At 39.7% G+C, this 13,348-nt stretch carries 12 protein-coding genes; 4 read left to right on the plus strand and 8 right to left on the minus strand.

What is annotated here, in order from left to right; translation table 11 throughout:
• Positions 1 to 13: 13 nt before the first annotated feature.
• Together G564_RS0103165 and rnr are read right to left on the minus strand one after the other, a co-directional pair.
• Positions 14 to 688, minus strand: coding sequence for a head GIN domain-containing protein (locus tag G564_RS0103165; RefSeq protein WP_029036383.1), 675 nt, complete (start codon positions 686 to 688; stop codon positions 14 to 16).
• Positions 678 to 2,882: a ribonuclease R gene (gene rnr / locus G564_RS0103170; RefSeq protein WP_029036384.1), complete on the minus strand. Its 2,205-nt coding sequence runs from the start codon at positions 2,880 to 2,882 to the stop codon at positions 678 to 680. Before rnr ends, G564_RS0103165 begins: the two co-directional genes overlap by 11 nt.
• Positions 2,883 to 3,074: 192 nt before the next feature.
• On the opposite strand from rnr, the gene G564_RS20770 reads away from it, so the two are divergent.
• The 4 genes from G564_RS20770 to G564_RS0103195 all read left to right on the plus strand — a co-directional run bounded on the left by G564_RS20770 (position 3,075) and on the right by G564_RS0103195 (position 4,893).
• Complete coding sequence (locus G564_RS20770) at positions 3,075 to 3,209, plus strand: hypothetical protein (RefSeq protein WP_262504831.1); 135 nt, start codon at positions 3,075 to 3,077, stop codon at positions 3,207 to 3,209.
• Positions 3,210 to 3,251: 42 nt separating this feature from the next.
• Positions 3,252 to 3,497 (plus strand): hypothetical protein, encoded by a 246-nt coding sequence (locus G564_RS0103180; protein WP_029036385.1) that lies wholly within the window; start codon positions 3,252 to 3,254, stop codon positions 3,495 to 3,497.
• A 522-nt stretch (positions 3,498 to 4,019) separates the two neighbouring features.
• Entirely contained in the window at positions 4,020 to 4,451 is a 432-nt protein-coding gene (gene rpiB, locus G564_RS0103190) for a ribose 5-phosphate isomerase B (RefSeq protein ID WP_029036386.1), read from the plus strand.
• Between the two features lies 1 nt (position 4,452).
• Complete coding sequence (locus tag G564_RS0103195; RefSeq protein ID WP_029036387.1) at positions 4,453 to 4,893, plus strand: GNAT family N-acetyltransferase; 441 nt, start codon at positions 4,453 to 4,455, stop codon at positions 4,891 to 4,893.
• Here G564_RS0103195 and G564_RS0103200 read toward each other — a convergent pair.
• The 6 genes from G564_RS0103200 to G564_RS18455 form a co-directional block, all read right to left on the minus strand.
• Positions 4,890 to 6,524, minus strand: coding sequence for a S41 family peptidase (locus G564_RS0103200; protein ID WP_029036388.1), 1,635 nt, complete (start codon positions 6,522 to 6,524; stop codon positions 4,890 to 4,892). The genes G564_RS0103195 and G564_RS0103200 overlap by 4 nt on opposite strands.
• On the minus strand, positions 6,505 to 6,903 hold the full coding sequence (locus G564_RS0103205; RefSeq protein ID WP_029036389.1) for a ribonuclease P protein component: 399 nt from the start codon (positions 6,901 to 6,903) through the stop codon (positions 6,505 to 6,507). Before G564_RS0103205 ends, G564_RS0103200 begins: the two co-directional genes overlap by 20 nt.
• Before the next feature lie 158 nt (positions 6,904 to 7,061).
• Positions 7,062 to 8,897, minus strand: coding sequence for a M1 family metallopeptidase (locus tag G564_RS0103210; protein WP_029036390.1), 1,836 nt, complete (start codon positions 8,895 to 8,897; stop codon positions 7,062 to 7,064).
• A 5-nt stretch (positions 8,898 to 8,902) separates the two neighbouring features.
• Positions 8,903 to 10,582 carry a S8 family peptidase gene (locus tag G564_RS0103215; protein ID WP_029036391.1) on the minus strand — a complete coding sequence of 560 codons (1,680 nt, stop codon included), beginning with the start codon at positions 10,580 to 10,582 and terminating at the stop codon, positions 8,903 to 8,905.
• A gap of 6 nt (positions 10,583 to 10,588) precedes the next feature.
• Positions 10,589 to 11,449, minus strand: coding sequence for an MBL fold metallo-hydrolase (locus G564_RS0103220; protein WP_029036392.1), 861 nt, complete (start codon positions 11,447 to 11,449; stop codon positions 10,589 to 10,591).
• Positions 11,450 to 11,482: 33 nt separating this feature from the next.
• Entirely contained in the window at positions 11,483 to 13,267 is a 1,785-nt protein-coding gene (locus G564_RS18455) for a cation:proton antiporter (protein WP_169578107.1), read from the minus strand.
• Between the last annotated feature and the right edge of the window lie 81 nt (positions 13,268 to 13,348).

A 13,348-nucleotide genomic window follows, 5' to 3' on the forward strand; every position in this document is an offset into this window, starting at 1 on the left:
AATTTTACTTCACTTAGAAAATTCTACCTCCCAGGCTGGTTTTAGTATCTACTTCCTTTGGTCTTCCAAAAATTTCAACCGTACCGCCAAGACTAGCCGAAGCCTTTACATATTCAGTAGCATTCACCTCTCCTCTTCCGGCAGTTCCTGTACTTATTTCTGTATGTTGAGTACGAAGATCTTTTCCGTAGTAATGTCCACCTGTATTAATTTCAACAGTTTGTTCTTCAGTCTTGCCCTCAAGCTTTATTTTTCCCTTTGTAACTACTTTTGAGCTGATTTTAAGGCTGTTCACCCTCGCAATTATATTTGCACCCTCCTGTGCCCTAAATGTAAGCACTTCGCCTTCTAAAAGACCAGTTACTTCTACAACAGAGGCCTGGTTAGCATCAATAACTTCCAGAGATTTGCCGTAGATCCTTATACGGGTGTTGTCTTGTGACCACAGATTACTCAGTTTAAGACGAACTTCAAGTCGATTATCAACAATATTGAATTTTACTTCGTTTTTGCTGTGTCCGGTAATTTCTATCCTGTTTTCTTTAGATGGAACTACTTCAACTTCAAGCCCATTAAATACTTTTAGTTCAGTAAAATGTTCAAGGGATTCATTAACATCCTGTGCTCCCACAGAAAATGTAAGGAACAACAAAAAGAAAGGAACTATAAATATATTATCAGGCTTCATTTTCAACTTCTTCCTTTGATCCCACTAAATTAAAATCAAGATGTCTTTTTACCAGGTCAGCATTTTTCACAGTTACATAGACTTCATCACCTAATTGAAAAACCTTACCGGTTTTACGGCCTATGATAGCATATTGATCTGGATCAAAATCAAAATGATCCACTCTTATATCCCGCAGTCTTACCATACCTTCACATTTATTTGCAATTATCTCCACGTAAATACCCCATTCGGTTACGCCGGATATAACGCCTAAAAATTCCTCATCATTGTGATCCTGCATAAATTTAATCTGCATATATTTTATCGAATCTCTCTCCGCGTTGGTTGCCAGACCTTCCATATTACTGCTGTGCTGACATTTACCTTCATATTCTTCTTCGGAAGCCGATTTACCGTTTTCCAGATAATGCTGAAGCAGCCTGTGTACCATCACATCGGGATACCTCCTTATTGGGGAGGTAAAGTGGGAATAATGACTAAAGGCAAGCCCGTAATGTCCAATGTTCTCTGTACTGTAATAAGCTTTGCTCATCGTCCTGATGGTAAGCGTATCTATTAGATTTTGTTCCTTCTTACCCTGTACAGTTTCAAGAAGACTATTTAAAGATTTACTTATCTGCTTTTGATCTTTCAGGTTCAATTTGTGTCCAAACTTACTCACAAGAGATTGCAAAGCAGCGAGTTTTTCATCATCTGGTTCGTCGTGGCACCTGTAAACAAAAGTTTTCCTGGGCTTTTGTTTCCCTATAAATTCTGCTACTTTCTTGTTGGCCAGCAACATGAATTCTTCAATGAGTTTATTAGCCTCTTTTGAAGTTTTGAAAAATACGCCTACAGGATCATTTTTTTCATCCAGTTCAAATTTCACTTCAACCTTGTCAAAGGAAATAGCACCATCCCCCATTCTTTTCTTTCGCATAATTTCTGCCATCTGGTTCATTTTGATCACAGCAGAAACAATAGTATCATCTACGAGGTAAGATTCTCCGGTTAGGGAAATATCGGCGGGAATATTGCCTCCGGTGGTTTCAATTATGTACTGGGCTTCCTCATAGGCAAAACGTGCATCAGAATAGGTAACAGTCCTTCCAAACCACTGATTTTTAACCTCTCCTTTATCAGTCAATTCAAAAACGGCAGAAAAGGTAAATTTTTCTTCATTCGGTCTCAGTGAACATGCATTATTTGAAAGGATCTCAGGTAACATTGGAACTACTCTGTCAACAAGGTAAACCGAAGTAGCCCTGTTAAATGCCTCCTCATCCAATATAGTTCCCGGTTTTACGTAATGCGAAACATCGGCAATATGAATACCAATTTCATAATTACCATTATCGAGTTCCCGGAAACTTAAGGCATCATCAAAATCCTTAGCATCTTTGGGATCTATGGTGAAGGTAAGCACCTCCCGCATATCCCTGCGATTATTTATTTCTTCTTCCCCGATACTGGTATCAATACCCTGTGCAAAAGCTTCCACTTCTTCGGGAAATTCATGGGGGAGACCATACTGGGCGAGAATGGAATGTATTTCGGTTTGATGCTCTCCGGGAGTACCGAGTACCTGAACAATGCGACCAAATGGGGAATCGGCTTTTTCAGGCCATTCTTCCATTTCCACAACCACTTTATCCCCATTTTTAGCTTCCCCTATTTTGTTCTTCTGAACAAAAATATCGGTATACATCTTTCCATCGGGAATGGCAACAAATCCGAAGTTTTCCTGAAGTTGAAGTACACCCACGAAACGGGTTTTCTTTCTCTCAATGACCTTCGTAATTTCTCCCTCAGATTTCTTGTTACGACGTCGTTTGTAGATATAGATCTCTACTTTATCTCCATCAAGAGCTTTGTTGATATTTCCTGAAGGTATAAAGACATCTTCATTAAGTTCCTCAACAACTACATAACCGCTTCCTTTAGCCGTCATATCCAAAGTACCTGTATAATAATCCACTCCGGCATTTAAACGGAATTTACCCCTGTCAATTTCTTCGATTTTCTTTTTCGCAGCCAGTTGTGATAAGGTTCTAATGATCTTATTACGATTCGAGGGATCATCTACCCCCATTTTTGCCGCGATCTGTTTATAATTGAATTCTTTTCCCGGCTCTTTCCTCATTATTCCCAAAATATTTTGGGTCATGCTTTCCTGATTAGCCGTTTTACTTTTCTTATTGTTTCTACTCATTTCAAATATTATGCGATAAAATTAAGTCTTATTATTTACATCCACCTGAAATTAAGCCATTTTCCCTCAATTACCTCTTAGAGAAACCAAAAACTTAATACTATAGAAATGAAATATTAACATTATTCTGTTAATTATCTTAAAATTATATTAAATTTGTTCTGTAGTTCTAATAAGCAGAATTATCTGATTATGAGCAAATCGACTAAAATTACACTCATTTTTATTCTGATTTTTGTAGTGGGGGTTTTAAGTTTTGTAGCTTCCATTAATCACTCTCTTGACTATCCTGAACCTACCACCTTTCCTGAAGAACAAACAGAATAGCTTTACAAGAAAAAATGGTATCTTTAATAGCAACTCATCGCTATGAAAGATTTTGTTACCATTGCTGTTTTCACTTACCCCCATGAATATTCCGTACTTAAACTTTTACTGGAGCAGGAAGCTATACAGCATTTCTTCCAGAATGAAACTATGATAGGTGTCTTCTCGTTCTATTCAAATGCGTTGGGAGGGATTCATCTTAAGGTTCATCTCCTGGACCAGTCGAGAGCCCTGGAGATCATAAATGACTTCAATAACAATTCTTCTTCCCCACTTAAAATTGTTTAGTTGTTAACACATATTATATATACTTCTTTTTCTTTCTTTTTTAAAAAATTAAATGTTGATGTATTATAGTCTGTTGATATGTAGCATAACTTTTTGGAGATTTTTTTGGATGATAATAGTTAATTATTCCGGCAACATTTTATGAACAGGATATCATTCTTTTAAGCTCCTGATTTCTAAAAGAATTTTCATTTTTCTTAACAACTGTTCATAACGAAATGTGAATTTCTATTTGTGATAACTTAACATAATTTTAATGTTTAGAACTCAAAAATTGGTGCTTAAAACTTCTCCGAAACTAATAGGCTTAAAATTTTATTATCTCGTAAAATCTTTGGTATTGGGATTTCCCCGCACTTTTCCAAATTTCATTGTGATAATTTTACTTTCATTTATGAACAAATCATCAACTTTTATAAAAGCTTAATTTTAAAGCTATTGTAACATTTAATTAACAAATGAGTAAATAGTAGTTGATAAGGGGAATTTCTACCTTTGTAGGCGAAATAAAATCTCAAAATCATGAAAATATCTATAGGTAATGACCATGCCGGTACCGAATATAAGTTTGCTGTTCTAGATTTATTGAAGTCCAGAAATATAGAAGTGATAAATCACGGAACAGATAGTGATGACAGCGTGGATTATCCCGATTTTGTCCATCCTGTAGCCAGGGATGTAGAAGAAAAAAAATCTGATTTTGGAATTATTATTTGTGGAAGCGGTAATGGTGCAAATATGACTGCCAACAAACATCAGGCTGTCCGGTCTGCTCTTTGCTGGAATAAAGAAATTGCGAGCCTGGCAAGGGAACACAATGATGCTAACGTTTTAAGCATCCCTGCCCGCTATACATCAAAGGAACAGGCAATAGATATGGTGAAAACCTTCCTGGACACAGAATTCGCAGGTGGGCGTCACAATCGTAGAGTGGAAAAGATTGCCTGCAGTTAATATGGAGATCAAAGTCAAAAGATTTGAAGACCTGAAACTGCATGAGCTATATCAGGTATTACAGTTGCGCTCTGAAGTATTTGTAGTTGAACAGGATTGTGTTTACCAGGATATTGACGGTAAAGATCCTAAAGCACTTCATGTACTCGGTTTTGAAGGGGATCAATTAGTTGCCTATACCCGACTTTTTCCACCCGGTGTTTATTTTTCTGAAGCTGCCATAGGGCGGGTAGTAGTTAAAGAAGAAACCAGAAAAAAGAGCTATGGTCATGTGATTCTCAAGGCTTCAATTAAAGCAATAGAAGAGAGTTATCATACCGGGAAAATAAAGTTATCTGCCCAGACCTATCTTACCCGGTTCTATGAAAGCCATGGATTTGTAAAGGTTGGTGAAGGCTATCTGGAGGATGGTATTCCCCACATTGCTATGGTAAGGTCTTAACCCTTCAGAATTTTTTTATATTCATTCTGGTTATTGAGAACCTCCTTAGCCTTTATGATCTCGGGATTGTTTTTCGTGTAATATTCATACAAGCCTTCTTTGTAGAAATATCTCTTAATTATCTCCTCAGATAAAAGGCTTTTAATTTCCGCTTTTTTAGATACCAGTGCCTGCTGCTTCGAGGCATTTAAAGAGCCCTGAAGCCTTTTCAAATTTTCTGTAATTGTTTGTTGATAACCTTCTTTTTCTGCTGCATCCATTACATCCTCCAACTCTTTGTCGGTTTCGGTTTTAAATTCGAATCCGGTGGTTTCCAGGTATTTTAAAAATTCGGAATAATCCTGATCTGAAAATTTGAAGGCTTCAGGAGTTTTCAAGTCATGTGAATAATAATAGTTTGTAGCATAATCAAAAATGGCATTTTCCTGTAGAATGGCATTTGTGATATTACTAAATTCCGAAGTTTCCAGATTTATATCCGGGGCAATTCCGCCACCATCATAAACTTTTCTTCCGTTACGGGTTTTAAACTCGTTGTAATCTTTCGAGGTAATGCGACGGGCATTTCCTTCCTCATCTCTGCTACGATAATCGAGTGCCTGTATGCAACGGCCACTCGGGGTATAATAACGGGAAATTGTTACCTTAAGCTGTGTCCCATAAGTAAGGTCCTTAGGACGCTGTACAAGGCCTTTTCCGAAGCTACGGGCACCAATTACAACTGCACGGTCAAGATCCTGCAGAGAGCCTGCCACGATCTCGCTGGCAGATGCACTCCTGCCGTTGATTAATACCACCAGCGGAATTTCTGTATCTACAGGTTTTCTGGTAGTTGAAAAGGTCTGGTTGTATTTTTCAACAGCCGATTTTGTACTGGTAATTAATTCACCTTCGGGAACAAATATGTTGGTGACATTTATGGCTTCAGAAAGTAATCCTCCGGGATTTCCTCTTAGGTCAAGAATTATCTTTTGAGCACCTTCACTTTTTAGTTCCTTTAAAGCTTTCACAGTCTCTGCAGATGCATTTCTATTGAATTGGGATAGCACTATATACCCTGTTTTATCATCGAGCAACCTGAAAAAAGGAACAGCTTTAATTTCTACGGCACCACGGGTGAGTGTGGTAGTTTTTATCTCTCCGCGGCGCTTGTAGGTCAGGTCAATTGAAGAATTTGGAGCACCTTTTAAAAGCTCTCCGGCATCTTCACTAAAATCGGCTACATTGATGTTGCCAATTTTAATGATCTCATCCCCTGCCTTGAGTCCGGCCTTGTCTGCAGGATAATCTTTATAGGGCTCTAAAATGATAATCTTATCGGGTTTTATTCCTACTGTAGCTCCAATTCCAGTATACTCTCCTGCATTGTCTATACGGGCTGCCTGCACTTCCTGCTCATTCCAGTAATGCGTATAGGGATCAAGATCTTCAAGCATGGCATTGATAGCCGTATCCATTAATTCTGCCGGATTGGTCTCGTCAACATAATTCATGTTGAGTTCCTTAAAAAGGGTGGTGAATATTTCCAGCTGCTTAGCGATCTCAAAAAAATCTGATTTAAAGCCAACACTGGTAAAGAACAGCACAGGAATGGCTGCGAGAAGCGTAATTTTAGCGATTGATTTTTTCATGTTCCTTCATTTTTTCTTGCTGCACAAAATTTTTCAGCAGTTCTTCGGTAGCACTGAATATTTTAGAGTATTCGGGAACTTCCCTGCCGGTGTATACTAACATCAAAGCGTATGGAGTCGTTAGTTTACTGGAAACAAGATACTTACTTTTTCTATAAGCTTCCCGCATGAGCCTCTTTATTTTAATCCTTTCAACAGCTTTTTTAAAATTCCTTTTAGGGACAGAGACCGCTGTTTTATTCCGTGCTTCAGCATTTATCTCCAGCGGAATATAGATCAACCTTAAAGGATATTTCTTAAGAGAATATCCTTCTTTAAAAAGCCGGTCAATGATCACCTTACTTTTTAATTTTTCTTTTTTTCCGAAACTCTGATCCATAAAGTAAAATTATTGATAATTACCGGGTATTGGTAATTTAATATTATCGTTGTCAGGAAAAAGAATCAGGTTCGCTGGTTTTCCAGAATCTTTGTTCGATCACTTAAATTAAAAAAGCCCCTCCGGAAGAAGGGGCTTAAAAATGTCATTTTTGGAACCTATTCTTGTTGCTCTGTAGGATAAACATTATTCTCCCTGTTCACATCGGCCATCATCTGGCTTGGATCTACTTCAATAGATTGAATCTGCGATTTTGGTTTTTCAAGCCTAAAGGAATAGGTGGGATAAGCCCAGGCCCAATCCTCTTTTACCTGATTATCATTAAAACCGGATTTCTCCCAACGCATCATTTGCAGGGGAATATATACCTCCTCTGTTGTACCATCTTTATAAGTGACTTCCAGTTCAATTGGCATTGGCATCTCCCCGATTCTTTGAAGGATAACCCTGGCTTGATTGCCCTCCTCTTCAACAGCCTGGATGCCGTAGTCTATTCTGTTGGTAGTTTGGGTCCAATCAGTAAGGTACCAGTCAAGCTCTGCTCCCGAAACTTTTTCGGCTACCCTTATGAAATCGTTAGGCGTAGGATGTTTGAATTTCCATTCATCATAATACCTTTTTATGGTTTTCTTCAGGTTTTCTTCTCCTATAATGTATCCAAGCTGAGACAGAAATACAGCACCTTTAGAATAAGCTGAAGCCCCGTAGGCGGCGTTATAGCTATACCTGTCCGCATGGGTGGTCTGCGGTTGCTCCACACCCGAATTAGCCAGTCTTAAATAGCTTCTGTAGGATCCTGTGAAAGGATTTTCCTTACCTTCATTCATCACCTCATTCATCGCCAGGTCTGAAATATAACTGGTAAACCCTTCATCCATCCATTCATGCTTACTTTCATTGGTTGCCAATAAATGCTGAAACCATGCATGAGCCAATTCATGGGCGGTTACTCCCACCAGACTACCAAAATTCCTTTCTCCGGTAATAAGAGTCAGCATGGCATATTCCATTCCGCCGTCACCTCCCTGAATCACGCTATACTGCGGCCATGGATAAGGCCCTATATTTTCATTAAAATATAATAGCAATTCCTCAGTTTTTGGCTGAAGGTTTTTCCAGTTTTCCTTTATCTCCGGATTATTCTTGTAAAGGAAGTGTAGCACGGTACCATCCGCTGCAGTACGTTTGTCATGAATATATTCAGGATCTGCAGCCCATGCAAAATCAATAACATCTTCGGCTACAAAATGCCAGGTGAGCTTATCACCTTTTTTGCGGTTCACCTTCACTCCTTCATCTTCATATCCGTAACCAATTTCACTGGCATTCTGGAGTAAACCTGAGGCTCCTAAAATGTAATTTTTATCAATATTTATTTTAACATCATAATCTCCCCATACGCCATGCCATTCCCGTCCAATATAAGGATCGGCATGCCAGCCTTCGAAATCGTATTCTGCCATTTTGGGATACCACTGTACCATGGAAAGTGCTACTCCTTCACGGCTGTTCCTTCCGGCGCGGCGAATTTGCTCCGGTACCTGACCCGCAAATTTCATCGAGAAGTTAACTGTCTCTCCCGGCAATACAGGTTCATCCAGGTCTACTTCCAGCACAGTTCCCACTTCCTCAAACTGGAGAGATTTTCCATTCATTGTTAGCGAATTTACCCTAAGATAGCCCTGTTGGGCAGGGGTAAGTTTAGATATCCTGTCTCCTACTCTTGGATCTGGATCGGCAATAGTACGGGAACGAATGTCCATCTCACTTCCCGGTTGAAAAGCATTATAGAAAAGATGAAAAAACACTCTCTTCAGGGTATCGGGTGAATTATTGATATATTCCAGTTCCTGCTCACCGGTATACTGGAAATTATTCACGTTCATATCGACAGACATTTTGTAATTAGCTTCCTGTTGCCAGTATGAGGTGTTGTTTTGGGCGCTAACGCCGAGGCATGTAAGAAATGCCAATGCTATTATTCCTTTTTTCATATTTTTTATCTTGAAATTTTATCTGCCATTATTAAAGCGTTATACAAGTTTGCCATTTTTCCGGAAACAGATAGCTCTCTGAATTTTTTAGTGTTTGATGGGTCCCCGCCAATAATAACTGTAGCATTACTGGATAGTCCGCTTTCCATTATCACTCTTTTTACCTGATCATCGCTGAGTTTGGGAAAATAGGAACGTATCATTGCTGCAATTCCCGAAACAGCAGGTGCTGCCATCGAGGTGCCCTGCAGATATTCGTATTCATTATTTGGAGTGGTTGACCAGATCTTTGTACCTGGTGCAAAAACATCAACATTGGTTTTTCCGTAGTTAGAGAATCCTGCAATAAGACCCGATCCATAGCGGTAATTAAGCGCTCCCACGGTTAGAAAATTATCTGCAATTTCTGTAGAGTTTACCGGATCCTGGTCATTAGGATACACTGCTTTCTGATCCAAATTGAGTCCTTCGTTTCCGGCAGCATTTACGATCAGTACATCATTATCATCGGCATATCGAATGGCATCCCGCACCCATTCTGGATGAGTAGAGAAATATTTTCCGAAGCTGGTGTTTATAATACTTGCTCCGTTATCTACCGCATAGCGAATAGCAAGGGCAATGTCCTTATCATATTCATCTCCATCGGGGACTGCTCTCAACACCATGATCTCCACGTTATTTGCAACTCCGTTGATCCCAATATTATTATTTCTTTCGGCCGCAATAATACCTGCGACATGAGTTCCGTGTTTAAGATCCTCCTTGTCCGCGGTGGGTCCCATAACGTTGTTATTTCCATAATTGGTATCTGTAATATCATCCACATCATCACCTACTACTGCCCTGCCGTCTAAATCGAGGTTAAAATGAGAGGATAGTCTGCCGTCAAAATATTCTATGGCTTCTTCTAACTGGGTGATAGCTTCGGGAATGGTTCCTTCCACGTTGCTCATTACCTGGGTTAGAAAGCCTTTATATTGTTGCATTTCTTCTGAAGTTGCTGGCATTTTTTGAAGTTCTGCCAGGCTGTAATCTTCTTTACCCAATTGTGAAGAAACGGCTTCATGTGAAACTTTTAACTGTTGTACAATTCCCTCGTATTGATTTTTCATCCCGAGGGTTTCATTGTACTCTTTGTCGTATTCGGCTTTCGCTTTTTGATACAGCTCGAACTCCTCACGATCTTCAGGTTTTACGGCGCCTGCCGGAACTCCGTTAAACTTCGGTCTGAGTTTTTTAAGCATCCTTGTGAATTCCAGGTTTTCTTTCACTGCGTCACCCAGGAAATTCCAACCGTGAATATCGTCTACATATCCATTTTTGTCATCGTCTTTTCCATTATTTGGAATTTCTTTTGTATTGGTCCAGATTACTCCGTCAAGGTCTTCGTGTGCGATATCCACACCGCTGTCAATAACAGCTACAATAACCTTTTTACCTTTATTATTCTTGATGATCTCATTATAAGCTTTCTGTACACTCATTCCTGGAATGGTGTCGGTAACAAGGTCGGCTCCTCCCCAGCCCTGTAGTTGTACTTCGGTGAGATCTCTTACCTTAAGGGGGATCTCATCAATATTTTCAATGGGCGTAGAGACTATAGCAGGGGCTGAACTGCCGCAACCTGTCATAGCAGCGGCCAAACCGGCCACCAGCAGAGGTCTGTAAATAGGGATTTTCATATTTTTCTAATTAAAAAGTTCATCAAATTCAAACACTTCATTTAATCGTACTCCTTTCTCTGTTTCCTTTACACTTATCACCTTATTATGGGCATCATGTTCTAAAAACAAATAGAAATTTTCTTTTGCAGCTTTTTCGAGGAAAATCTTTTTCTCGTCTAAGGTAAGTAATGGGCGGGTATCATACCCCATAACAAACGGCAAAGGTAGATGTCCCGCAGTAGGCAAAAGATCGGCTGCAAAAACAAGAGTTTTTTCCTTGTATTTTATGTGTGGGATCATCTGTTTATCTGTATGACCATCCACAAAAAGAATTCCAAAATCAAGCTCGGAGGTTTCCTGCCAGACAGCACCGGTTCTTTCAATGAATTTCAATTGTCCGCTTTCCTGCATAGGGAGGATGTTCTCCTTAAGAAAAGATGCTTTTTCCCGGGCATTTGGATTTGTTGCCCATTCCCAGTGATCTTTGTTGCTCCAGAAGCTTGCATTTTTAAATGCCGGTTCATAACCTGTTCTGTCCTTGTTCCACTGAATGCTGCCACCGCAATGGTCAAAGTGCAGGTGTGTCATAAAAACATCGGTAATATCATCTCTGGTAAAACCATGTTTCTTCAGGGAGTTATCAATATTATCATCTCCCCAGAGATAATAATATCCAAAGAATTTATCACTTTGTTTATTTCCCATTCCTGTATCAATAAGAATAAGCCGGTCCCCGTCTTCTATTAACAGGCAGGTTGCGGCCATGTCTATCATGTTATTCGAATCTGCGGGATTTGTCTTATTCCAGATGGATTTTGGAACTACACCAAACATGGCGCCTCCATCCAGTTTAAAATTCCCGGATTCAATTGGATATAATTTCATAAAGTTTTAATGCTTAAAGAGGTTCCAGAATTTTTACTGTAAATATATTATTTTTTCTCCGGGGCTTATGTTGTCATGGTAATGGAATGGCCTTTTATGACCTTCAGGATTTACAATAAGTAAAGGGAGAATGTCTTTCTCGAGTTCCTTCTGGTCTTTTACCCATTTGCGGGTGGAAAGCTCTTCTTCTATGGTCACTACTTTTTCCTCGACCTGTCCCTGACTAATTTTATATGTCCAGGGATCAAGTTTGGTTTTGGTGGCAAACATAGATGAAGCATCGATCCGGTCCAGCATGTCCACGCCGGCACCCGATTCTTTTGGATCCATCAAAATGATCTTGTTAGGAACATAAAAAGAATCATTTGCCAATTGTGCAGCCAAAAGGTTTATTTCGCTATTGGCGGTAAGAGCTATAAAAGTTCCTTTATCAATGGCTTTTGCTTTTTCCATGGTTTCTTCTTTTAGAATATTACCCAATATTCCTTCCAGTCCTTCTTTTTTAACAAGATCAATCATATCACGGTTGGAATCCACAATCGTAACTTCATTTTCTTCTTTAAGATGTTTGGCAAGGTATATCCCCAGGGGATTGGCTCCAAGGATGAGAAAACCTTTACGGGATTCCTGATGTATAAGTTCTCCCCTGTTTCTAAGCCAGTTGGTTGTCCAGGTGAGAAATAAAGGTACTGTAAGAGTGGTAAAGATGGCCATAAATACCAGAATTGAAAAGATTTCAGGAGAAATGATGCCCATTTCCAACCCAATACCGGCAATAATTATTTCTACAGCACCTCTTCCATTCATCCCGGTTCCTACTGTGATCCCTTCCCTCCATCCATAACCACTGGGGAGGTAAAAAAGAGCAGTCCCTCCAATCTTACCCACCATTGCCACCACAGTAACTGCGATCAACATCAGGAGATCTGTCTGAAAAATTTCAAGGGTAACGTTGAATCCGGCAGAAACAAAGAATATTGGTGCAAGGAAGCCAATAGAAACATCATGGAATATGTCGTTGATCTCTTTTGATATTTGTCTGTTAAATACTCCATCCCTGATAAATAATCCCGCCATAAAAGCTCCAAGTATGCTGTGTAAGCCTGCCAGTTCTGCCAGTTCTGCAAATCCAAAAACAATTATGAGGATGAGTGTAAAGTGAAGAGTCCTGTCCTTTATTTTACCACGGCTGAGAAGTTTTCCCAGTAAAGGAAGCAGATATATTCCCGCAAGGGCTGTAAGGATAAAGAAGAGAATGGCTTTTCCTGCCACCCAGATAATTCCCAGGGTATCGATATTTCCTGCATCGACGAAGCTCATCATACCCGCAAAAATGATAAGAGCCAGAGTATCAGAAATCAGAGCTCCTGCCATAAGTACATATGCGATTCGGGTATTGAGTAACTTGAGATCAACCAGGATCCGGCTTTTGGTAGCCAGAGAGGTAACCCCCACAGCTATAGCCACGAAAATGGCTGCCATTTGGGTCCCGCCAAAATAAATGATCGTATAATATCCCAGAGCAAAAGGAACAATAAATCCACCTATCGCAGCAAGCAGACCGGGCCAGGAGGCTTTTCCAAGATCCCTGAAATTGATCTCCATTCCAATGTATACCATTAGAAGTATGATCCCAACCTCGGCCAGTACACTTATCATTTCGGAAGTCTCCAGCAATCCCAACAGTGCAGGGCCAAGAATGATCCCTATTACAAGTTCTCCCAGTATAGCGGGATATCCCATTCTTTTTGCGGCAGCACCTCCAACCCATGCTCCTACCAGAATGATAAGTAAATTGAGAATGTTGAATTCTTCCATAGAAAGTGTTTTTATTAGAAATTGACCTTTTAAAATTACCGGGCTCATATTTGGCAATTCGTAAGGGCGGAGAAATTAGAA

Origin of the sequence: Salinimicrobium xinjiangense DSM 19287 (assembly GCF_000423585.1) — a bacterium.
Classification (GTDB): Bacteria; Bacteroidota; Bacteroidia; order Flavobacteriales; family Flavobacteriaceae; genus Salinimicrobium; species Salinimicrobium xinjiangense.